Below are 20944 nucleotides of genomic sequence, written 5' to 3'. Positions count from 1 at the left end.
GCTGCTCACAGTGTGCGGACCCCGGCGCACGAGAGGTGCCGACCCGAGCGGCCTGCGGAGCCGGTCCCGCTCTGCGTGCGTGAGCCGAGACCAAGGGTCACAAGCCCTTTGGGGAGCCTTTTGGGGAGCCGTTTGAGGAACCTTTCGGGGCACTGTTCTCCCGGGCATCGAGAAGCTCGTCGGCGTGCTCGAGCGCCCAGCGGCCGAGCACCGACATCGGGCCCTCGACCAGACTCCGTCCCAGGCCGGTCAGGGCGTACTCGACGCGAGGCGGTGCCTCGGCGTACGCGTGGCGTTCGAGCAGTCCGGTGGTGAGCAGACGGTGCAGGGACTCGGTGAGAACCTTGTCGCTGATGCCACCGATCGCGGTGCGCAGCTCACCGCGTCGGCGCGGCCCCACACGAAGAGCCGCCAGTACGACGGGATCCCAGGTGTGGGTGAAGAGATCGGTGGCCGCGCGCAGTCGGCAGTCGGCGACGAAATCGAGGCAGTGGGCGTCGTGATCAGTCATCTCGCCGCCCATCATCCCGCGTTGGTCACGCACCGATCGGTGCGTGACGCCCTGCATACCGTGCCTACCCAACCAAACACGGTTCGAGAGGCAGTGAGGCAGTGATGGCGATGCGCATCGGGATCCTGGGAACCGGGACACTCGCGGCGGCCCTGGGTGAGGGCTGGGCACGGGCGGGGCACGAGGTGGTGATCGGCGGGCGGTCGCAGGTGAAGGCGGAGCGGCTTGCCGAGCGGCTGGGGCACGGTGTGCTCGCCGTCCCGCCGCGTGAGGTGGTCGTCGGGCGCGACGCGGTACTGCTCGCCGTCACATGGGACGGCGTCGAGGACACGCTGAAATCGGTGGGCGCGGCGGACGGCGTACTCGACGGGACGCCGTTGATCGATCCCACGAACGCCGTGACACACGGTGTCGGCACGCTGCTCACCGGATACGGGGAGTCGATGGCGGGGCGGATCGCCGGGCTCGCTCCAGGAGCCCGGGTCGTGAAGGCGTTCCATCTCTTTCCCGCCGCCCAGTGGACGACCCCGCCCGCTGACGGCCGGTCCCGTGCGACGGTGGCGATGTGCGGCGACGACGCGACGGCACTGGACGTCGTCGGCGAACTGGTCCGTGACGTCGGCGGGATCCCGGCGACTCTGGGGGCGCTGGACCGCGTCCGCCAGTTGGAGGAGGTGGCGGGTTTCGTCATCGGCCTGGCTTTCGCGGGCTTCGACCCCAACTCCGCCATCCCTCAGGTCCCTCAGGTCCCTCAGGTCCCTCAGGTCCCTCAGGTCCCTCAGGTCCCTCAGGTATCTTCAGCCTCCTCAAGCGACATCCCCACCAGCTCACAGGGGTAGCCGTACCCCGCCTGTCCGCCCGGCGGTCGGCGATCCGTACCGCGGGGGCCGTTGGGCGGGCGTGGAATTGCCTGGAACCCTCGCGCGTTGAGGCGAGTGGGCATGGGATGCCGGTGATGTGCGAGCCGAGCAGCCCGAGTGACCGAGCTGACAGGAATGGAGGGGCCTCGATGGCTGCGCAGACGCAGAGGGCGGTGCTGGCGGGTGGATGCTTCTGGGGGATGGAGGAGCTGATCCGCCGGCTTCCGGGCGTGACGGCGACCCGGGTCGGATACACCGGCGGGGACGTGCCGAACGCGACGTACCGGAACCATGGCACGCACGCGGAGGCCATCGAGATCCTCTTCGACCCCGCGACGACCGATTTCCGCGCGATCCTGGAGCTCTTCTTCCAGATCCACGACCCGAGCACCAAGAACCGCCAGGGTAACGACATCGGCCTCAGCTACCGCTCGGCGATCTACTACGTGGATGACGAGCAGAAGCGCGTCGCCGAGGACACGATCGCGGATGTGGACGCCTCCGGACTGTGGCCGGGCAAGGTCGTCACCGAGGTGGAGCCGGTCGGCCCCTTCTGGGAGGCCGAGCCCGAGCACCAGGACTATCTGCAGCGTTACCCGAACGGCTACACCTGCCACTTCCCGCGCCCGGGCTGGCGGCTGCCCGCCCGCGCGGACAGCTGACCGCGAGACGGCTCGGCAGCGGGCGAAGGCCGAGTGGCCGAGGCGCTGCGGCCGGGCCGTTCCTGCGCCTGCTCGCGGGGCCGGGGATGAGGGCGAGGTAGGTCGAGATCGCCGTGCGCGGGCGGCGTCGGCGAGAACATCGTCGATGCCGCCCGCAGCGCATTCCGCCTCTCACCGGCGGTCGGCGGCCGACGGGGTCAGCTCGCCCCGACGCCAGCCCCGGCCTCCGCCGGCACGACCGCCCGCGCCGACAGGTTCCGGATACGGCAGTAGCGCGCCGTCATCCGCGTGCCGTGGTAGCGCCACGGCAGGGCGTCCACGTACCCGTCGACCAGTCTGAACTGCTCGATCGCGGCCTCGTCGCGGTCCTGGAGGGAGAGGTAGTACGCCAGGAGGTGGCGCAGTTCCGGCAGGCGCGGGTGGGTCGGGTCGGCCGCCGCGGCGTCGGCGAGGCCGGCGTTCACGCGGGCGATCATCTCGGGGGTGCGGTCGGCGGCGCTGTCGTCCGAGTCGTCGTGCTCGAAGTGGGCGATCAGCGGGAGGACCGTCAGCAGGCTGCCCAGTGGGGCGGACGCCGCCGCGCGCTCGGCGAACTCGGTCGCAAGCTGCTCCGAGCCGCGCCACTTCCCGCACCAGTACTGCAGCGCCGAGAAGTGGGCCTCGTAGTGGTGCGGGTCGCGGGCGGTGAGTTCCGACCACAGCCTGTCCATCTCGGAGTGCGGGTAGCCGAGGCCGAGCGCGGTCCAGATCTCCGTGACGTACGGGGTCGGGTCGTCCGGGCTGAGCGCCGCCGCCCGCGCTGTCTCCTCACGGGAGCGCTGCAGCAACCGGTGGAAGCCCGCGAACTGTTCGCCCGTCGTGTTGTTCGCCCGCTGGGCGCCCCGGATGTTCCAGGCGAGGATCACCGTGCTGCGGGCACGGACCAGGGCCGCGTCCGGGTCGTCGGGGCCGCTCGGCCCGTCGGCCTCCCAGGCGAGCAGCCAGCCGTCGTCCTCGGCGGCGATGTCCGCCAGCAGGTACGAGGCGAGGGAACGGCGGTCCCAGTCCCGGCCGATGCCGCGCAGCAGTTCCGCGGCGGCCTTCCAGCTGCCGTCGCCGCCGCCCCGTATCGCGTCGAGCGCCGTCTCCCAGTCGGCCGGCAGCGGCCCCGCGGACTTCGTGTTCTGGCGTTCGGCGGGGAGGAGACCGAGCTGTTCGGCGGCCTCGGCACCACCGTCACCGTCACCGTCGTCGCCGGTTCCCTTCGCCTGAGCGGCGAACTCCTTGGCGAAGACCCCGCCCAGCCAGAGCACGACGATCAGGGTGGGCACGGCCAGAATGCCCAGGATCCACAGCAGTACGGTCATCGGGGAGCGTCCGTTTCTCGGGGGGAGTGGGGCGCGGGGGGAAGCAGGGCGCGCAGCGGGGCGGTGTCCGGGGGATCGGCGAGAGCCGTGTCCACGGCGACGGCGATCGCGGCGTCGAGCCCCGGCCGGCCGTCGCCCGGGACGCTGTCCGGCGCCGGGAGCAGACGCGCCTTCGCCGGCTGCTCCCAGGAGAACTCCCAGCGCATCCGCGACCGCGCGCTGAACTCCGCCATCACCATGCTGTGCAGCGAGTTGTGCAGGGTCGGGCGTACGAACTCACGGAACGCACGCCCCTTCGCCGCGACCGCCTCGTCCGACAGCGGCAACCGGCGTGCCAGCTGCCACAGTTGGCCGTTGTCGATGAGGGTGAGGAGGGCCGGGAGGGTGGGGTGGTCCTTCGTGTACAGGGCCAGGGCCCGGTGCAGCGGGGTGCTGAGCGCGGCGAGGTTGGCCGCCATCGCGCCGTCGAGGAGCTCCTGCCAGTCGGCGGCGCGCGGCAACTGCCGTACCTCGTCGGTCAGGACCGCGTCCTCCAGTGCGGCGAACGTGCGCTTCTCGTCGGCGAGGACGGCGATGGCCGCGCCGTGGGCCTCGTCCGCACGGCCGTCGGCGGGGAGCAGCTCGATACGGCGTACGCGGTCGGCGACGGGCGGGTGGGAGTCGTACGGCGAGGTCGGCTCCGTGGGCAACTCGCTTCGCATGCTCGCCAGTTCGAGCTGCCGGGCGGTCAGCATCCGGCCGAAGCCGCCGAACACCTCACCTCGCGGCGGCAACAGCCCGGCGTCGGTGCCCAGGGTGGCGTAGCTGCGCGCGTAGAACGCGAACGCGCCGGTCAGCACCGGGATTTCGCGCAGTGCGGACGCGGTGGCGTCACGGCCGGCGATCCGGGCGGCCGAGGCGTCGGCGGCGTACTCCTGGCGGCGGGAGTCGGCGAGCGTGGCACGGAGGTACAACTCGGCGTACGCGGTGTAGATCCGGGCCAGCGCGCTGTAGGTGATACCCGCGCCGACCGTGTCGATCTCCCGGCCCTCCTTGCCCCTGGCCTCGGCTCTGGCGTTCCTCCGCTCCTGCCGGGCCCGCTCCCGGGCCTCAGTGCTGCTGGCCCGCTCCTCGAAGTTCCTTATGGTGCGCAGGAGTTGGATGCGTCCGCGCAGGGTGACGGCGGCCAGGCGGGCGTCGGAGCCGGCGTAGTGGCCGAGCTCATGGGCGAGGACCGCGCGCAGCTGGGCCTCGGTCAGGCCCTGCATGAGGGGTACGCCGAGACAGAGCCGGCGCGGGCCGGGGAGGAGACCGAGCAGGCGGGCGTCCTCGCTGACGGCGGCGTTGACGTCGCCGGTGAGCAGGATGCGGGACGGGGCACGGGTGCCGACCTGGCCGGCCAACTCCCGCACAGCACGCCAGAGTTCCGGCTCGTCCGCCTCGGTCACAGACAGGCCCGCGGGCTCCTCGCCCTTCGGCGTACGCAGCGTGAGCAGACCGCGCACCAACGGAATCGCCGGCAGGACGGAGACGACGGCCAGCTTTGTCGCGAGAGCGGCCGGAGCGTGCGCGAAGAGCAGGTAGTCGGTGCCGGCGAGTACCGCCAGCAGGAGCACGCCGAGCAGATAGAAGCCGGCGAGCAGTACGGGAGCGCGCAGCGCGCGCAGGGTCGAGCCCATCGGGCCGGGATCCCTCCACGGGAACGGGGACGGTAGGAAGGGCGCGCGGCCGAGCGGTGGGGCCATGACCGGCTGGTGGGGAAAGCGGAGTATGGCCTACGGGCACACGGGCAGGCAAGACATGATCATGCCACCGGGCGGGCGCTCTCTGACCTTCCCCTGCCCCCGGGCGCCTCCGACTGTCGCCGCGTCGCCTTTCCCCTCACCGCAGCAGCGTCGCCGGGCTTCCGCCGTTCGCCTCGTACCCCGCCACCGCCAGCGCCCGGTACACCGCGAACTCCGACGCCGGATCGGCGGTGAGGGTCCAGGGGAGGGCGCCCACATGGCCGTCCACGTGCACCAGCTGGTTCATGGCCTCCGCCCAGCGCTCGGAGCGCACCAGGAAGAAGATCAGCAGGTGGCGTACGTGAGCGAGCATCGGGTCGTCCGGCCGGGCCGCGTGGACCGCGTACAGCGCGCCGTGGATCGACTTCGTCACCACCTCGCTCTGGTAGAAGCCGCTGACCAGGTTCACCTCGGGCATGTGCTCGAAGACCGCGAACAGGGGCATCGCCGCCAGCAGGGAACCCTGCGGAGCCCGGGCCGCCGCCGCTTCCGCGAACGACATCGCCAGCGCGCGTGAGCCGTGCCACTTCTCGCACCAGTAGTGCAGGGCCGCGAGATGCGCCCCCATGTGTTCCGGCGCGCGGTCGAGGATCTTCAGCCAGAGCTGCTCGAACTCCGGCCGGGAGTAAGCCAGTCCGCGCGCCACCGACAGCTCGACGATGTACGGGACCGGGTCGCCGGGGGAGAGGAGCGCCGCGTCGCCGCACGCCGCCTTGGCCTCTTCCATGATGATCCGGAACTCGTCCGTGCCGGGCGTCGACGTCCGCCACGCCTGCTGCACCAGGAACTCCGCGTGCACCGCCGCGCCGCCCGCGTCCTTGGGCGTCTCCGTCCGCCACACCCGCAGCCACTGGCCGCCCGGCGACTCGCTCACCCCGCCGGGGCGCTGCCGCAGCTCCAGCGACGCGGCGCCCGCGAAGGCCTGTACGCGCTGCCAGCGCCGCTCGCCGTCCCGCTCCGTGCCCGCGAGCAGCTGCGCCGCCGCTCTGTAGTCCTGCGTGCGCTGCACGACGTCCAGGACATCCAGCAGGTCCTGGTCGGGGCCGGGCATACGGATGTCCAGCGCCTCCTGCCGGGCGAAGCCGTAGTTCGCCGGGTCCGCGGCGTCCGGGTCACCGGGGGCGACCTGCTGAATACCGGCACTTCTGCGCCGCATGAACGGCAACACCACGAAGCCCAGCATGACCAGCGCCATCAGGACCCAGAGAATCTGCATGTCCCAAGCGAACCAGACGCCTCTGACAATTGGCGAACCAGGCCCGCCCCGCACCGGGCCACGTGCCCGTGGCCGCCGGCAAACCCGCAAGCGCATTACCCTCGGTGCACATGAGCGACAGGCACATCAGTCAGCACTTCGAGACCCTCGCGATCCACGCGGGCAACACCGCGGATCCCCTCACCGGCGCGGTCGTCCCGCCGATCTACCAGGTCTCGACCTACAAGCAGGACGGCGTCGGCGGGCTGCGCGGCGGCTACGAGTACAGCCGCAGCGCCAATCCGACCCGTACCGCCCTCGAAGAGAACCTCGCGGCGCTGGAGGGCGGTCGCCGCGGACTCGCGTTCGCGTCCGGACTGGCGGCCGAGGACTGCCTGTTGCGTACGCTGCTCAGCCCCGGTGACCACGTGGTCATCCCGAACGACGCGTACGGCGGCACGTTCCGTCTCTTCGCCAAGGTCGTCGCCCGATGGGGCGTGGAGTGGTCGGTCGCCGACACCAGCGACCCCGACGCCGTACGGGCCGCCCTCACCCCGAAGACCAAGGCCGTCTGGGTGGAGACCCCCTCCAACCCCCTCCTCGGCATCACCGACATCGCCGCCGTCGCCCAGATCGCCCGTGAGGCCGGCGCCCGGCTCGTCGTCGACAACACCTTCGCCACGCCCTACCTCCAGCAGCCGCTGGCCCTCGGCGCGGACGTCGTCGTGCACTCCCTGACCAAGTACATGGGCGGCCACTCCGACGTCGTCGGCGGCGCGCTGGTCACCGGTGACCAGGAACTCGGCGAGGAGCTGGCGTACCACCAGAACGCGATGGGTGCCGTCGCCGGCCCCTTCGACTCCTGGCTGGTACTGCGCGGCGCCAAGACGCTCTCCGTGCGGATGGACCGCCACAGCGAGAACGCCACAAAGATCGCCGACATGCTCACCCGGCACGCGCGCGTGACGCGCGTTCTCTACCCGGGGCTCCCGGAGCACCCCGGTCACGAGGTCGCCGCCAAGCAGATGCGGGCCTTCGGCGGCATGGTGTCGTTCCAGGTCCAGGGCGGCGAGGAGGCGGCCGTCGAGGTCTGCAACCGCGCCAGGGTGTTCACGCTCGGCGAGTCCCTCGGCGGCGTGGAGTCCCTGATCGAGCACCCGGGACGCATGACGCACGCGTCCGTCGCCGGATCGGCCCTGGAGGTGCCGGGCGACCTCGTGCGTCTCTCCGTGGGCATCGAGAACGTCGACGACCTCCTGGAGGACCTCCAGCAGGCCCTCGGCTAGACCGGCCTGTCACCAGCCGTTCAGGGGTGGAGTCGTCTCCGACGGCGGCTCCACCCAGGGATGGACCATCCCCGCCCACACGCTGAAGACGACCACCGCGAAGAGCAGCAGCAGCCACATCAGCCGCCGCGCCGCCCGCCTGCGCCGCAGCATGCGACTGCCACGCCGTACGACCTCCACGTACAGGTCGGGCGGTACCGGGGGCGGCGTCCCCTCCATGCGCTGCCGCGCGGCGACCTCCCGGTCCCGCCGGGTCACGACGGCACCACCTTCGGCCCGGCCGCGGCCGGCGCCGGGCCCCGCGGCGGATGCAGCAGCGTCGCCGTCGCCCGGTCGCAGATCGCGTGTACGCGCTCCGTCGGCAGACCGAGCAGCGCCGCCGTCTGCTCCTCACCGACCCCCTCGTACAGCCGCAGGACCAGAATCAGCCGTTGCCGGGGGGTGAGCAGGGCCAGGGCGCTGCCGGGATGCGGGCGGGCCCGCCCGAGACCGCCGTACTGGTGCCAGGCCCCGCGCGCGAAGCGAACGGCGAGGTACTGGCGCGCCCGGTCGTACGGGTCCTCGCCGCGCATCCGGTCCCAGCACGCGTACGTGTGCGCGAAGGCGTAGGTGAGCAGGCGCCGCGCGCGCGGGTTGTCGTGCGGCGCCTCCGCCGTGAGCAACGTGGCGGTGTGCAGTAGCCGGCCCGCCGCGCCCGCGACGAACGCCTCGAAGTCCCTGGCCGGTCCGGCACCCGGGGACACCTGCCGTTCTCGCACCGTGCCTCCCGCCCTACGACCAGCACCCGGTCTCATCTGAGGCCAGGTCCGCCCGCCGGTCAAGAGCCCGGACACAGGAGCCGTCAGGAGTAGGTCAGGAGGCGGACTCCGGTTCCCCCACCGGGATGCCCTGGGAGGCCTGTCGGGCGGAGAGCGCGGTGTTGAAGCGCGTGAGGAGCGTGCAGAACACCTCGCGCTCCTCCGGCGCCCACTCCTGCGTCAGCTCGGCCATCAACTGACGCCTCGACGACCGTACTTCCTCCAGCCGCGAGAGCCCGCGCGGGGACAACTGGAGGACCACCGCCCGCCCGTCCTCGGGGTGCGAGGTGCGCTTGACGAGGCCCGTGTCGACGAGCGGAGCCACCTGCCGGGTGACCGTCGACGAGTCGATGCCCATGCTCGCGGCGAGCGCCTTGACGCCCATCGGGCCTTCCTTGTCGAGGCGGTTGAGCAGCAGATACGCGGCGCGGTCCATCGAGTTGCGCACCTGCCCGACTCCCCCGAGCCGGGTCTGTTCGGCACGGCGCGCGAACACCGCGACCTCGTGCTGCAACGTGTCGAGGAGACCGCTGTCACCGACGGTCGTCATGTCCATCGACATTTCAGGTGTTGTGGGCATGGCCGGGGGCTCGCTTCATCAAAGGGGGTGCTGGGTTGGGGGACAGGGTACGCGGCCGAAAGGCGGCCCGTACCGACGCTGCGAAAACCGATCTCGGAGCTTGGTCACACCGCGAGCGCGCGCCTGTGAACTGCGAGACTTGGGTCATGAGCTACAGCACGGCTGACTCCTTGCACTCCCTGAGGCCCGTCACCCTCGACGACGTACGCGGTGCCCGGAAGATGCTCACGGGTGTGGCGCGGGTGACGGCCATGGAGGGCAGCCGGCATCTGTCCCAGCTGGTGGGCGCGCCGGTGCACCTCAAGTGCGAGAACCTCCAGCGGACCGGGTCCTTCAAGCTGCGGGGCGCGTACGTCCGTATCGCCGGGCTGCTGCCCGAGGAGCGGGCCGCCGGTGTCGTCGCGGCCAGTGCCGGCAACCACGCGCAGGGGGTCGCGCTGGCCTCGGCGCTGCTCGGTGTGCGTGCCACCGTGTTCATGCCGCAGGGTGCCCCGCTGCCGAAGATCAGCGCCACCCGCGAGTACGGCGCCGAGGTGAGGCTGCACGGTCAGGTCGTCGACGAGACGCTGATCGCCGCCCAGGAGTACGCGGACCGGACGGGCGCGGTGCTGATCCACCCCTTCGACCACGCCGACGTCATCGCCGGCCAGGGCACGGTGGGCCTGGAGATCCTGGAACAGTGCCCCGAGGTGCGCACGATCCTCGTCGGGATCGGCGGAGGCGGCCTGGCCGCCGGGATCGCGGTCGCCGTGAAGTCGGTGCGGCCCGACGTACGGATCGTGGGCGTGCAGGCGGCGGGAGCCGCCGCGTATCCGCCCTCGCTGGCGGCCGGCCGGCCGGTGTCGGTGGCCAACCCGGTCACGATGGCCGACGGGATCAAGGTCGGACGGCCGGGCGACGTGCCGTTCGGGATCATCGGCGAGCTGGTCGACGAGGTCCGCACGGTCAGTGAGGACGAGCTGTCGGCCGCGCTGCTGCTCTGCCTGGAGCGCGCCAAGCTCGTCGTGGAACCGGCGGGGGCGAGCCCGGTCGCCGCGCTGCTGAGCGAGCCCGGGGCCTTCGAGGGGCCGGTCGTCGCGGTGCTGTCCGGCGGCAACGTCGACCCGGTGCTGCTGGAGCGCATCCTGCGCCACGGCATGGCCGCACAGGGCCGCTACCTGGCGGTTCGGCTGCGGCTGACGGACCGGCCGGGCGCCCTCGCGACGCTCCTGGGGGTGTTGTCAGTGGTCGACGCTAATGTCCTCGACGTGAGCCATGTCCGGACCGATCCGCGGCTGGGGCTCACGGAGGCGGAGGTCGAGCTGCACCTGGAGACGAAGGGGCCGACGCACTGCGCCGAGGTCGGTCTGGCGCTGCGCGAGGCCGGTTACCTCGTCATCGACTGAGGTCACTCACTCGGACGGGTGGCCTCCGGAAAAATGTATTGAGAGACGCGATACATCGCGTTATGGTGTGTATCGCGCCACTGCACCGCTCTCTCATCCGCTCTCTCATCCTTCTCCTGCTCGCCGGGCGGGGTGAAGGAGAAAAATCTAGGCTTTTGCGGTAATCCCAACGACGTGGAGAACTGATATGCCAGGCGCCATCTATGCCGAAGGCCTGGTGAAGACCTTCGGTGACGTAAAGGCTCTGGACGGCGTCGATCTGGACGTCCCGGAGGGCACGGTCCTCGGTCTGCTCGGGCCGAACGGAGCGGGCAAGACCACCACCGTCCGCTGTCTGACGACCCTGCTGCGGCCCGACCGCGGCTCGGCGGTCGTCGCGGGCATCGACGTGCTGAAACACCCCGACGCCGTCCGCCGCTCGATCGGCCTCTCCGGCCAGTTCGCCGCGGTCGACGAGTATCTGACCGGCCGCGAGAACCTCCAGATGGTCGGTCAGCTGTACCAGATGAAGGCGAAGGCGGCGAAGGCCCGCGCGGTCGAACTGCTGGAGCAGTTCCATCTCGCGGACGCCGCCGACCGCCCCGCGAAGACCTACTCCGGAGGCATGCGCCGCCGGCTCGACCTCGCGGCGGCCCTGGTCGTCTCACCGCCGGTGATGTTCATGGACGAACCGACGACCGGCCTGGACCCGCGCAACCGCCAGCAACTGTGGGAGGTCATCAAGCAGTTGGTCTCCGGAGGGACGACGCTGCTGCTGACCACGCAGTATCTGGAGGAGGCCGACCACCTCGCGCACGACATCGCGGTGGTCGACCACGGCCGGGTCATCGCCCGCGGGACCTCCGACCAGCTCAAGGCCCGCACCGGCGGTGAGCGCGTCGAGGTCGTCGTGCACGAGCGCGAGCACATAACGGCCGCGTCCGAGGTGCTCAACGCCTTCGGCAAGGGCCAGGGCGAGGTCACCGTCCAGGAACACATGCGCAAACTCACCGTGCCCGTCACCGGCGGCGCGAAGCTCCTCGCCGAGGTCATCCGCGAACTGGACACCCGAGGCATCGAGATCGACGACATCGGCCTGCGCCGCCCGACCCTCGACGACGTCTTCCTCTCCCTGACCGGCCACCTGGCCGAGGTGAAGGACGAGGAGAACGGCGGGAAGAGCGGAAGCCAAGGCGGAAAACAGGGCGCGAACCAGAGTGGAAAGGAGACCGACAAGTGAGCGCCGTCAACGATTCCCTGGTCATGGCCCGCCGGAACCTGATTCGGATGACCCGGATTCCCGAAATGATTCTGTTCGGGCTCATCCAGCCCATCATGTTCGTAGTGCTGTTCACCTACGTGTTCGGCGGTTCCATGCAGATCGGCGACAGCAGCGATCTGGACGTCTACAAGAACTTCCTGATGGCGGGCATCTTCGCGCAGACCGTCACGTTCGCCACTGCCAGTTCCGGCGCCGGTATCGCCGACGACATGCACAAGGGCCTGATCGACCGCTTCCGCTCACTGCCCATGGCGCGCGGCGCAGTGCTGACCGGGCGTACCGTCGCGGACCTGGCGCAGACGGCTTTGACGCTCCTCGTCCTCGCGGTCGTCGCGCTGCTCGTGGGCTGGCGCCCTGGCTCCGTGGACCCGACCAACTTCGGGAAGATCCTGGGCGGCTTCGGCCTGCTTCTTCTTCTGGGGTACGCCTTCACGTGGATCGGTGCGCTGATCGGCCTGTCGGTGCGCACCCCGGAGGCTGCCACCTCCGGTGGACTGATCTGGCTCTTCCCGGTGACCTTCATCTCGAACGCGTTCGTGGACTCCAGCAAGATGACGCCCTGGCTGCGTCACATCGCTGAATGGAACCCGTTCAGCGCGACCGTGCAGGCGTGCCGCAAGCTCTTCGGTGACCCCGGCCTGTCCCCTTCCGATGCCTGGCCCATGCAGCATCCGGTGTGGGCGTCGCTGATCTACTCGATCCTGATCATCGCGATCTTCCGCACGCTGGCGGTCCGCAAGTACCGCCGGGCGACCGGGTGATGGCTTCACTGGGCACCTCCGCGAAGGGTGCTTCGGTTCGGCAGCCCCAGCGTCTCACCACGGGATGACGATGCCCCGGCGCCAGGAGGGCGCCGGGGCTCGTAAGGGCCGAGGCAAGGGATTCCGGCGGGTCCGAGGGTCGGTAGGGGCCGGATCCGGGAGGTCAGCTCTGGTAGGGCACTGCCTTCAGGATCTTCACGGAGGCGCGCTTGCCGTTGGGCAGCTCGTACTGCGCGTTCGCGCCGACCTTCTTGCCGCTCACCCCGCTGCCGAGCGGAGACTGCGGCGAGTAGGTCTCGATGTCGGAGCTGGCGTACTCGCGCGAGGCGAGCAGGAAGGTCAGCGTGTCGTCCTCGTCGCCGTCGAAGGCGATGGTCACGACCATGCCGGGCGCGACCGCGCCGTTAGCCGCCGGAGCCTCGCCGACCTTCGCGTTCTCCAGGAGCTGGGTCAGCTGGCGCACACGGAGCTCCTGCTTGCCCTGCTCCTCCTTGGCGGCGTGATACCCGCCGTTCTCGCGCAGGTCGCCCTCCTCGCGTGCAGCGGCGATCTTGGCGGAGATCTCCGTGCGCGCAGGACCAGTAAGGTGCTCAAGCTCGTCCTTGAGCTTGTTGTACGCCTCCTGGGTCAGCCAGGTGACGTTCTCGCTGGTCTGGGTCACAGGTGCTCCTCGTAGGTACTGGGAATACAAAGCATCGCCCTACCAAGAAGAATGTTCCTTCACGTATGGGCGAAACCACGAGCCTAACAATTCAGCGGCGACAGGGGGAGGACATAAGCCATCAGAAAAACGTCGGCGCAGGTCAGCGCCAATGTGATGAGTGTGACCCCCGCACTTGAACCCCGGTGGCGGCCTCAGTCGCTGTGACAGCCGAGCAGCTCGGCCGTGGTCCCCTGGGACGTCGTACGGAGCGTGACGAGCCTGTCGACGCGGGTGGCGTCACCGTCGAAGCGGAAGTCGGCGCGGCCGACCTCGGCACCGTTCTCGGCCTGGGAACGGACCGTGCAGTAGCCGTTCGTCCCGGAGTCCTTGCGGACCTCCAGATGAACCTTGACCGAGTCGTCGTACGTCTTGAAGGTGATGATCTCGGCGCTGATCTTGTTGCCGACGACGTAGTGGTAGCCGAACCAGCCGACCACGACGAGCAGTACCGTCCCGAGGACGGCGGCGGCGATCCTGAGTCTGCGGTCGGCGCGCTCGTCCGTGGAGCGGCCGTACCGTCCCTCGGGCAGTCGCGTGCTCGCCGTACTCATGATCGTCCTCTCCGCGAAGGCCCGGAAAGCAGGGCCCCGGAATTATTGGCCGCTCGGTTCGGTCACTATAGAAGCCGCTCATCGCACCCGCTCACACCGGATGCCGACTTACGAGGATTGAGTCTTGACTGACCAGCTGCGACTGATGGCCGTGCACGCGCACCCCGACGACGAGTCGAGCAAGGGTGCGGCCACCATGGCGAAGTACGTGTCCGAGGGGGTGGACGTGCTCGTCGTGACCTGCACGGGCGGAGAGCGCGGGTCCATCCTCAACCCGAAGCTGCAGGGCGACAAGTACATCGAGGAGCACATCCACGAGGTACGCAAGAAGGAGATGGACGAGGCCCGCGAGATCCTCGGCATCAGGCAGGAGTGGCTCGGTTTCGTGGACTCCGGCCTGCCGGAGGGCGACCCGCTGCCGCCGCTCCCCGAGGGCTGCTTCGCCCTGGAGGACGTGGACAAGGCGGCCGGGGAACTGGTGAAGCAGATCCGCTCGTTCCGCCCGCAGGTGATCACGACCTACGACGAGAACGGCGGCTACCCGCACCCCGACCACATCATGACCCACACGATCTCGATGGTGGCCTTCGAGGGCGCCGCCGACGCCGAGACCTACCCGGAGTCGGAGTTCGGCCCGGCGTACCAGCCGCGGAAGCTGTACTACAACCAGGGCTTCAACCGGCCGCGTACCGAGGCGCTGCACAACGCGCTGCTCGAGCGCGGCATGGAGTCGCCGTACGGGGACTGGCTGAAGCGGTGGTCGGAGTTCGAGCGCACCGAGCGCACGCTGACCACGCATGTTCCGTGCGCGGAGTTCTTCGAGATCCGCGACAAGGCGCTGCTTGCGCACGCCACGCAGATCGACCCCGACGGGGGCTGGTTCCGGGTCCCGCTGGATCTTCAGCGGGAGGTCTGGCCGACGGAGGAGTACGAGCTCGCGAAGTCGCTCGTGGACACTTCCCTCCCCGAGGACGACCTCTTTGCGGGCATCCGCGACAATGCCTGACATGAGCGCAAGCGCAAGCCTGGCAATGACGCATCTCCTTCCGTTCGCGGCGGAGGTCGACGAGGACAAGGTGACCCCCGGCGTCCTCGGCTTCATCGTGTTCGCGGTGATGGCTCTCGCCGTGTGGGCCCTGATGAAGTCCATGAACAAGCAGATGGGCAGGATCGAGTTCAAGGAGGCGCCGGACCCCGAGAAGGCCCCCGACGCCACCAGGGAAACGGCCAACGGAGCGGCCGGGGGATCGGCCAAGGGTTCCGCGCAGGAGTGAGGCCCACCGGGTGCCCGGCACCCGGTGACCGCACCTCCGGCCCTACCGCCGGCCGGCCGCCGCCACCGGCACCCCCATGACCTCCCGGGCGTGCCGGTTCGGGATCATGCCCAGGCGCCACGCCTGCCAGCCGGACTCCAGGGCCACGCCGCGCTCCAGCAGGAGCTGGTAGGCGTCGACGAAGTCGTCGAGCTTGTCGTCGCGGGACGGATGGCGGCTGCGGGAGAGCCGGGTCAGTTCCTCCTGGGCCACCGCCGTGCCGATGTCGACGCCGCCGGGCGCCGCGTACGGCAGGAGGGTGCAGCGCAGGAAGCGCGCCCAGTCCTCGCCGCGCCGGTCACCGTACGAGGTGAACAGGCCGATCGCCTCGTCGCACAGGGCCAGTGCCTGCTGGGTACGGGAGTTGCCCGCGTCGACCACCGCGAGCTCCAGGCAGGTCCAGGCCTCGCCGTGGGCCACCCCGATGCGCTGGAAGTCGGCGCGCGCGTCCACCAGGAGCTGGCGGGCGAAGCCCGAGTTGCGCAGCGAGCCCGTCTGGACGGCCCGCTGGTCGCGGGTGACGCGGGCCGAGTGATGGCGGGCGCAGGCCAGGCCGTAGACGTCGCGGATGCGGGAGAACATCGTGCGGGACCGCTCCAGCTCGCGGACCGCCAGATCCAGGTTGCCGGTCTCCTCCAGGGACTGGCCCAGGTAGTAGACCGACCACGCCTCGCCGCGCGCGTCCTCGTTGTCCCGGTGGACCGCCGCCGCCCGGCGTAGCCCGTCCACCGCCGCCGACGCGTCCCCGGCGACCAGCCGGGCCCGGGCCAGCTGGGTCAGGGCCCAGGCCTCGCCACGGGCGTCGCGCGTACGGCCGTACAGATCGAGGGCCGTGCGCAGTTCGGACTCGGCGCGCGGTACGTCGCCCATCCGCAGGCCCAGCTGACCGAGCTGGAAGTGGGCCCACGCCTCGCCGTGGATCGACTCGCCCTCCTTGTGCAGGACCAGGGAACGGGTCAGCAGGTCCCAGGCCTCGGCGAGGCGGGAGCGGTCGCGTTCGACGGCGGCGAGGGCGTGCATCGTCCAGGCACGGTCCGTCGCCAGTTCGGGCGCCTGCTGGAGATCCAGCGCCTCCTGGAGCTTCGCCGCCGCCTCGCCCAGGTTGCCCTGGTGGTGCAGCGTGATGCCGAGCGAGCACAGCGCCCGCGCGGCGCCCGCGTCGTGGTGGGCCTCCATGTACAGCTCGACGACCGAGGTGAGCGTCGTGCGCGCCTTGTCCAGCTCGCCCAGCTGACGGGCCGCGATACCCGTACGCCACTGCACCGAGCGGACCAGCAGACCCTGGTCCACCGACTCGGCCAGCTCACTGATCTCGCCGAGCCGGTAGAGGTCGCCGCGCAGCAGGCAGTAGTCGCACAGGGCGCCCAGGAGACTGAGTACGGCGGCCTGGTTGACGCCGTCCGCGTGCCGCAGCGTCGCCGTGATGAAGCTCGACTCGTCGTCCAGCCAGCGCAGCGCCTCGTCGAGGGAGGTGAAACCGTGCGGGCTGAAGCGGTCCGAGCGGGTCGACATGTTGCCGTCGACCAGGCGCAGCACCGAGTCGGCCAGCTCGCCGTAGCTCACGATCAGGCGTTCCTGCGCGGCCGTACGCTCCGCCGGTTCCTCCTCGTCCAGGAGACGGGCCTGCGCGAAGGCGCGGACCAGGTCGTGCAGGCGGTAACGGCTGCCCCGGACATGGTCGATCAGGCCCGCGCGGGCGAGCGCGTCCAGCTGACGGGTCGCCTCCGTCCGGTCCGTGGCCAGGAGGGCCGCGGCAGCCGCCGCGCCGAGCGAGGCCCGACCGGCCAGCGCCAGCCTGCGCAGCAGCCGCCGGGCCTGCTCGGACTGGTCGGTGTAGCGCAGCCACAGCACCCGCTCGACCGGCTCCACGGGACCGTACGCGCCCAGGTCGGCGGCCAGCCGGCGCTGGCTGCGCGGGCCCAGCGAGGAGCCCGCGACGCGCAGCGCCAGCGGCAGCCCGCCGCACAACTCCCTTATCCGCTCGGCGGATTCGGCATCGTACGGACTTGATCCCGACCCTGGCTCGGCCTGCGCGGACGCGTTCAGCAGTTCCTCCGCGCCCGCCGCGTCCAGGGGTTCGACCGGCAGCTGATGGACCCAGAAGGGCAGGTCGGCCGGAAGGTCGAGGGGCTCGCGGGCCGTGACGATGACGAGGCTGTCGGAGCGCTCCGGGATGAGCGTGCGGACCTGCTCGGGGTCCTGGGCGTCGTCCAGGACGATCGTCACCGGGACCCCGGTGAGGTGCTGGTAGTACAGCTCGCTCAGCCTTCTGACCTGCTGGTCCGGTGACGAACGCTCACGGAACAGCGACTGCTCGCGGGAGGCGCCGAGCCGGTTGAGGAGATACAGCAGGGCGTCGCGGGTGGGCAGCGGCGGCTCCTTCGGGCTGTCGCCGCGCAGATCCACCAGGCACGCGCCCCGGAACTGGTCCCGCAGATCGTGCGCCGCGTGGATGGCGAGCGCGCTGCGGCCACTGCCGGACGCGCCGTGCAGGACGACCAGCGTCGGCCGGGTCTCCGTACTCGCCCGGGCCGCGTGCACCCACTGCCGGATACGGGCCAGTTCCTGTCGTCGGCCCGCGAACGGCTCGTCCGGGTCCGGGAGCTGGGCGAACGACTGCTCCAGGACGCTGCGCGTGCGGGCCGCCGCGCTCTTGTCGCTGCCGCGCAGCCTCGGCCCCGGCTTCTTCGGCCCGGTGGACGCGCTGAGTACCCGCTGCTGGTCGAGGAACGGACGGATGCCGCGTACCTCCAGCGCCGTCAGCCAGGTCAGCCGCAGCTGTTCGGGGCCGCCGGGCTGGCTCACGGCGCCGGCCCGGTGGTGGGCGGCCGGCAGATGCGAGGCGGTCACCTTGAGGACGGTCGCGGCGGCGCCCACGACACCCACGGTCAGTGCCGCACCCACGGCGGTGCCCGTGCCGGTGCCGAGCGCCAGGTCGGCGATGCCTGCCGCGAGTGCGGCGACAGCCGCCACCAGCAGGGGAGTTCCGGCGCCCTCCCGGGCGTAGCGCTGCCCGAAGGTGAGCTGGCCGGCCTTCGCCTCGTCGAGCGCTCGCGTGTACGCCGCGTACTCCTCCGCGGACGACTGCGCCATGGTGTCCAACGCCCCGCGCGCCCGCGTCAGCAGCACACCCCCGTCCGTACGCCCCCCGGACCGCCGCACCTCTTCCTCCACGGCCCGGCCCAACAGCCGCTCGGCTTCCGCCCGATGGCTGTCCCGCATGGTGTGTCCCCCTCTGGCAGAAATCTGACGGCGATCTGACAGCAACGGCCTGTCCTCGGTGGTTCCTTGGTCAAGTGTCCTGCGGACGGCGCATTGGGGCGAGAGGGCGTGGGGCCTCGATCGCCAGGCAGGTCACGCCGGTTGACGCGGGTGGCGCGGGTTGTGCGGTTGATGCGGGAGGGAAACGGCGCGGTTGTCGTGATCACCGGCATCGAACGGGGGAACAAGCACATGAGCAGCCAGTACCCGCCACCGGGCGGTCTGCCGCACGCGCCGCCACACACACCGCCGCAGGCACCGCGGCGTCGTGCCCGGTTCCGGGTCCATGCTGGCTCCGCTGCCCGCCTCCGGCGCCGCCCCGACGGCCGACGAGTGCGCCCAGGCTGTGGAAGACAACGGCAACTACACGGCGAACGTGAAGCGGGGCGACCGCTTCTGCCTGCTGACCGACACGGGCCGCGTCGCCTACCGTGTCGTCGTCACCGCACCGAGCAGCGGCATCGGCAAACTGAACATCACCGTCTGGGACACACCTGCCGTCTGACAGGTCGGGTACTGCGGCAGGATGGACCCCATGCCGAACCGACTGGCCCATGAGACGTCCCCCTATCTCCTCCAGCACGCCGACAACCCGGTCGACTGGTGGCCCTGGTCGGCCGAGGCGTTCGAGGAGGCGCGGCGGAGCGGCAAACCGGTCCTGCTGAGCGTTGGGTACAGCAGCTGCCACTGGTGTCACGTGATGGCTCACGAGTCCTTCGAGGACCAGTCCACCGCTGACTACCTCAACGAGCACTTCGTCAGCGTCAAGGTCGACCGCGAGGAGCGTCCCGACGTCGACGCCGTCTACATGGAGGCCGTCCAGGCGGCGACCGGGCAGGGTGGCTGGCCCATGACGGTGTTCCTCACGCCGGACGCCGAGCCCTTCTACTTCGGTACCTACTTCCCGCCCGAGCCCCGCAGCGGCATGCCCTCCTTCCGGGAGGTGCTGGAGGGGGTCCGGGCCGCCTGGACCGACCGGCGGGACGAGGTCGCCGAGGTCGCGCAGAAGATCGTGCGGGATCTCGCCGGGCGGGAGATCGGGTACGGCGCGCCCGAGGCACCCGGCGAGGAGGAGCAGGCGCGGGCGCTGCTCGGGCTCACCCGGGAGTACGACGCCCAGCGCGGCGGATTCGGCGGGGCGCCGAAGTTCCCGCCGTCCATGGTGCTGGAGTTCCTGCTGCGGCACGCCGCCCGTACGGGGGCCGAGGGGGCGCTGCAGATGGCCCAGGACACCTGCGAGCGCATGGCCCGGGGCGGGATCTACGACCAGCTCGGCGGTGGCTTCGCCCGGTACTCCGTCGACCGGGAGTGGGTCGTGCCCCACTTTGAGAAGATGCTGTATGACAATGCCCTTTTGTGTCGCGTGTACGCCCATCTCTGGCGTGCCACCGGCTCCGAGCTCGCCCGGCGCGTCGCCCTGGAGACCGCGGACTTCATGGTGCGGGAACTCCGCACGAACGAAGGTGGGTTCGCCTCCGCGCTCGACGCCGACAGCGACGACGGGGCCGGCAAGCACGTCGAAGGCGCCTACTACGTGTGGACGCCGGCCCAGCTCGCCGAGGTGCTCGGCGCCGAGGACGCGGAGCTTGCCGCGCACTACTTCGGGGTGACGGCGGACGGCACCTTCGAGGAGGGCGCCTCTGTTCTCCAACTTCCTCAGCACGAGGGCGTGTTCGACGCCGAGAAGGTCGCGTCCATCAAGGCGCGGCTGCTCGGCGCTCGGCGCGAGCGGCCCGCTCCGGGGCGGGACGACAAGGTGGTCGCCGCCTGGAACGGGCTCGCCGTCGCCGCGCTCGCCGAGGTCGGCGCCTACTTCGAGCGGCCCGACCTCGTGGACGCCGCGCTGGCCGCCGCCGATCTCCTCGTACGGGTTCATCTGGACGACCGGGCCCAGCTCGCCCGTACCAGCAAGGACGGACAGGTCGGCCCGAACGCCGGGGTGTTGGAGGACTACGCCGATGTCGCCGAGGGGTTCCTCGCGCTTGCCTCCGTGACGGGGGAGGGGGTGTGGCTGGAGTTCGCCGGGTTCCTGCTCGACCATGTGCTCGTGCGGTTCGTCGACGCGGAGTCGGGTGCCCTGTACGACACCGCCAGCGACGCCGAGCAGCTGATCCGGCGGCCTCAGGATCCGACCGACAACGCGGTGCCCTCCGGGTGGACGGCCGCCGCGGGGGCACTGCTCGGGTATGCCGCTCAGACCGGTTCCGAGCCTCATCGGGCCGCCGCCGGGCGGGCGTTGGGGGTCGTGAAGGCGCTCGGGCCGCGTGTGCCGCGGTTCGTCGGGTGGGGGCTCGCTGTCGCCGAGGCGCAGCTCGACGGGCCCCGGGAGGTTGCGGTGGTCGGGCCGTCGCTTGGTGATCCGGCCACAACGGCCTTGCACCGTACGGCACTTCTGGCCACCGCTCCGGGTGCTGTCGTCGCGGCGGGGACTGCGGACAGTGACGAGTTGCCGTTGCTCGGCGGGCGGATTCTCGTTGGCGGTGAACCGACCGCGTACGTTTGCCGTAACTTCACCTGTGACGTTCCGACGACCGATCCGGAGCGTCTGCGTATCGCGCTGGGTGGGTGAAAGCGGCCCCAAGCAGGGTGAACCAGGAGGGAACGCGGTTTCCCGAGCCGCGTTCGGCGGGCTGGATTTACGGATGTGTTCGGATACATCCGGCTAGAGGGTCCACCGTTCGGAAACATGCTATTTATCGGAAGAGTTCG

20 protein-coding genes are annotated in these 20944 nt (G+C 70.8%); 10 read left to right on the top strand and 10 right to left on the bottom strand.

The window, feature by feature from the left end; all coding sequences use genetic code 11:
- Positions 1-97 precede the first annotated feature (97 nt).
- A complete protein-coding gene (locus ACW4TU_RS15450) occupies positions 98-511 on the bottom strand; it encodes a winged helix-turn-helix transcriptional regulator (RefSeq protein ID WP_457428398.1) in 414 nt (137 codons plus the stop codon).
- A gap of 104 nt (positions 512-615) precedes the next feature.
- Between ACW4TU_RS15450 and ACW4TU_RS15445 the strand changes: the two genes are divergently transcribed.
- Both ACW4TU_RS15445 and msrA read left to right on the top strand, forming a co-directional pair.
- Positions 616-1350, top strand: a complete 735-nt coding sequence (locus ACW4TU_RS15445; protein WP_457428397.1) for an NADPH-dependent F420 reductase — start codon at positions 616-618, stop codon at positions 1348-1350.
- Positions 1351-1520: 170 nt separating this feature from the next.
- Positions 1521-2033 (top strand): peptide-methionine (S)-S-oxide reductase MsrA, encoded by a 513-nt coding sequence (msrA, locus tag ACW4TU_RS15440; RefSeq protein ID WP_457428396.1) that lies wholly within the window; start codon positions 1521-1523, stop codon positions 2031-2033.
- A gap of 197 nt (positions 2034-2230) precedes the next feature.
- Here msrA and ACW4TU_RS15435 read toward each other — a convergent pair whose 3' ends face one another.
- The 3 genes from ACW4TU_RS15435 to ACW4TU_RS15425 all read right to left on the bottom strand — a co-directional run bounded on the left by ACW4TU_RS15435 (position 2231) and on the right by ACW4TU_RS15425 (position 6358).
- On the bottom strand, positions 2231-3379 hold the full coding sequence (locus tag ACW4TU_RS15435) for a hypothetical protein (RefSeq protein WP_457428395.1): 1149 nt from the start codon (positions 3377-3379) through the stop codon (positions 2231-2233).
- Positions 3376-5037 carry a M48 family metalloprotease gene (locus ACW4TU_RS15430; protein WP_457428394.1) on the bottom strand — a complete coding sequence of 554 codons (1662 nt, stop codon included), beginning with the start codon at positions 5035-5037 and terminating at the stop codon, positions 3376-3378. Before ACW4TU_RS15430 ends, ACW4TU_RS15435 begins: the two co-directional genes overlap by 4 nt.
- Positions 5038-5239: 202 nt before the next feature.
- Positions 5240-6358, bottom strand: coding sequence for a hypothetical protein (locus tag ACW4TU_RS15425; protein WP_457428393.1), 1119 nt, complete (start codon positions 6356-6358; stop codon positions 5240-5242).
- A 110-nt stretch (positions 6359-6468) separates the two neighbouring features.
- Between ACW4TU_RS15425 and ACW4TU_RS15420 the strand changes: the two genes are divergently transcribed.
- Positions 6469-7623 (top strand): cystathionine gamma-synthase, encoded by a 1155-nt coding sequence (locus ACW4TU_RS15420; RefSeq protein WP_457428392.1) that lies wholly within the window; start codon positions 6469-6471, stop codon positions 7621-7623.
- Positions 7624-7632: 9 nt separating this feature from the next.
- Here the strand turns inward: ACW4TU_RS15420 and ACW4TU_RS15415 are convergent, their stop codons facing one another.
- The 3 genes from ACW4TU_RS15415 to ACW4TU_RS15405 all read right to left on the bottom strand — a co-directional run bounded on the left by ACW4TU_RS15415 (position 7633) and on the right by ACW4TU_RS15405 (position 8982).
- Positions 7633-7881 (bottom strand): hypothetical protein, encoded by a 249-nt coding sequence (locus ACW4TU_RS15415; RefSeq protein WP_457428391.1) that lies wholly within the window; start codon positions 7879-7881, stop codon positions 7633-7635.
- A complete protein-coding gene (locus tag ACW4TU_RS15410) occupies positions 7878-8381 on the bottom strand; it encodes a sigma factor-like helix-turn-helix DNA-binding protein (protein WP_457428390.1) in 504 nt (167 codons plus the stop codon). The genes ACW4TU_RS15415 and ACW4TU_RS15410 overlap by 4 nt, the downstream gene beginning before the upstream one ends.
- Before the next feature lie 94 nt (positions 8382-8475).
- Entirely contained in the window at positions 8476-8982 is a 507-nt protein-coding gene (locus ACW4TU_RS15405; RefSeq protein WP_164315801.1) for a MarR family winged helix-turn-helix transcriptional regulator, read from the bottom strand.
- Positions 8983-9146: 164 nt separating this feature from the next.
- On the opposite strand from ACW4TU_RS15405, the gene ilvA reads away from it, so the two are divergent.
- The 3 genes from ilvA (at position 9147) to ACW4TU_RS15390 (ending at position 12407) form a co-directional block, all read left to right on the top strand.
- Positions 9147-10385 carry a threonine ammonia-lyase gene (gene ilvA, locus ACW4TU_RS15400; protein WP_457428389.1) on the top strand — a complete coding sequence of 413 codons (1239 nt, stop codon included), beginning with the start codon at positions 9147-9149 and terminating at the stop codon, positions 10383-10385.
- Positions 10386-10572: 187 nt separating this feature from the next.
- Positions 10573-11604: an ATP-binding cassette domain-containing protein gene (locus ACW4TU_RS15395; RefSeq protein ID WP_457428388.1), complete on the top strand. Its 1032-nt coding sequence runs from the start codon at positions 10573-10575 to the stop codon at positions 11602-11604.
- A gap of 23 nt (positions 11605-11627) precedes the next feature.
- The gene (locus ACW4TU_RS15390) at positions 11628-12407 is read left to right on the top strand and encodes an ABC transporter permease (protein WP_457430117.1); all 780 of its coding nucleotides are present in this window, start codon (positions 11628-11630) and stop codon (positions 12405-12407) included.
- A gap of 163 nt (positions 12408-12570) precedes the next feature.
- On the opposite strand, the gene greA is transcribed toward ACW4TU_RS15390, so the two are convergent.
- Together greA and ACW4TU_RS15380 are read right to left on the bottom strand one after the other, a co-directional pair.
- Positions 12571-13068 (bottom strand): transcription elongation factor GreA, encoded by a 498-nt coding sequence (gene greA, locus ACW4TU_RS15385; protein WP_457428387.1) that lies wholly within the window; start codon positions 13066-13068, stop codon positions 12571-12573.
- Between the two features lie 194 nt (positions 13069-13262).
- The gene (locus ACW4TU_RS15380; protein WP_457428386.1) at positions 13263-13661 is read right to left on the bottom strand and encodes a DUF4307 domain-containing protein; all 399 of its coding nucleotides are present in this window, start codon (positions 13659-13661) and stop codon (positions 13263-13265) included.
- 124 nt (positions 13662-13785) lie between these two features.
- On the opposite strand from ACW4TU_RS15380, the gene mca reads away from it, so the two are divergent.
- On the top strand, positions 13786-14667 hold the full coding sequence (gene mca / locus ACW4TU_RS15375) for a mycothiol conjugate amidase Mca (protein ID WP_457428385.1): 882 nt from the start codon (positions 13786-13788) through the stop codon (positions 14665-14667).
- A complete protein-coding gene (locus ACW4TU_RS15370; protein ID WP_457428384.1) occupies positions 14660-14935 on the top strand; it encodes a hypothetical protein in 276 nt (91 codons plus the stop codon). Before mca ends, ACW4TU_RS15370 begins: the two co-directional genes overlap by 8 nt.
- 42 nt (positions 14936-14977) lie before the next feature.
- Here the strand turns inward: ACW4TU_RS15370 and ACW4TU_RS15365 are convergent, their stop codons facing one another.
- On the bottom strand, positions 14978-18196 hold the full coding sequence (locus ACW4TU_RS15365; protein ID WP_457428383.1) for a tetratricopeptide repeat protein: 3219 nt from the start codon (positions 18194-18196) through the stop codon (positions 14978-14980).
- A gap of 307 nt (positions 18197-18503) precedes the next feature.
- Between ACW4TU_RS15365 and ACW4TU_RS15360 the strand changes: the two genes are divergently transcribed.
- Positions 18504-18740 (top strand): hypothetical protein, encoded by a 237-nt coding sequence (locus ACW4TU_RS15360; protein ID WP_457428382.1) that lies wholly within the window; start codon positions 18504-18506, stop codon positions 18738-18740.
- A gap of 30 nt (positions 18741-18770) precedes the next feature.
- Positions 18771-20804 carry a thioredoxin domain-containing protein gene (locus tag ACW4TU_RS15355; RefSeq protein ID WP_457428381.1) on the top strand — a complete coding sequence of 678 codons (2034 nt, stop codon included), beginning with the start codon at positions 18771-18773 and terminating at the stop codon, positions 20802-20804.
- Positions 20805-20944 lie beyond the last annotated feature (140 nt).

The organism is Streptomyces kryoterrae, assembly GCF_054072135.1.
This window is presented reverse-complemented; position numbering and strand designations above follow the sequence as displayed.

What these genes read in the sequence shown, in the direction of transcription:
- ACW4TU_RS15450 (WP_457428398.1), bottom strand. Translation starts at nt 511, where the DNA reads ATGACTGATCACGACGCCCACTGCCTCGATTTCGTCGCCGACTGCCGA.
- ACW4TU_RS15445 (WP_457428397.1), top strand. Translation starts at nt 616, where the DNA reads ATGGCGATGCGCATCGGGATCCTGGGAACCGGGACACTCGCGGCGGCC.
- msrA (WP_457428396.1), top strand. Translation starts at nt 1,521, where the DNA reads ATGGCTGCGCAGACGCAGAGGGCGGTGCTGGCGGGTGGATGCTTCTGG.
- ACW4TU_RS15435 (WP_457428395.1), bottom strand. Translation starts at nt 3,379, where the DNA reads ATGACCGTACTGCTGTGGATCCTGGGCATTCTGGCCGTGCCCACCCTG.
- ACW4TU_RS15430 (WP_457428394.1), bottom strand. Translation starts at nt 5,037, where the DNA reads ATGGGCTCGACCCTGCGCGCGCTGCGCGCTCCCGTACTGCTCGCCGGC.
- ACW4TU_RS15425 (WP_457428393.1), bottom strand. Translation starts at nt 6,358, where the DNA reads ATGCAGATTCTCTGGGTCCTGATGGCGCTGGTCATGCTGGGCTTCGTG.
- ACW4TU_RS15420 (WP_457428392.1), top strand. Translation starts at nt 6,469, where the DNA reads ATGAGCGACAGGCACATCAGTCAGCACTTCGAGACCCTCGCGATCCAC.
- ACW4TU_RS15405 (WP_164315801.1), bottom strand. Translation starts at nt 8,982, where the DNA reads ATGTCGATGGACATGACGACCGTCGGTGACAGCGGTCTCCTCGACACG.
- ilvA (WP_457428389.1), top strand. Translation starts at nt 9,147, where the DNA reads ATGAGCTACAGCACGGCTGACTCCTTGCACTCCCTGAGGCCCGTCACC.
- ACW4TU_RS15395 (WP_457428388.1), top strand. Translation starts at nt 10,573, where the DNA reads ATGCCAGGCGCCATCTATGCCGAAGGCCTGGTGAAGACCTTCGGTGAC.
- ACW4TU_RS15390 (WP_457430117.1), top strand. Translation starts at nt 11,628, where the DNA reads ATGGCCCGCCGGAACCTGATTCGGATGACCCGGATTCCCGAAATGATT.
- ACW4TU_RS15380 (WP_457428386.1), bottom strand. Translation starts at nt 13,661, where the DNA reads ATGAGTACGGCGAGCACGCGACTGCCCGAGGGACGGTACGGCCGCTCC.
- ACW4TU_RS15370 (WP_457428384.1), top strand. Translation starts at nt 14,660, where the DNA reads ATGCCTGACATGAGCGCAAGCGCAAGCCTGGCAATGACGCATCTCCTT.
- ACW4TU_RS15365 (WP_457428383.1), bottom strand. Translation starts at nt 18,196, where the DNA reads ATGCGGGACAGCCATCGGGCGGAAGCCGAGCGGCTGTTGGGCCGGGCC.
- ACW4TU_RS15355 (WP_457428381.1), top strand. Translation starts at nt 18,771, where the DNA reads ATGCCGAACCGACTGGCCCATGAGACGTCCCCCTATCTCCTCCAGCAC.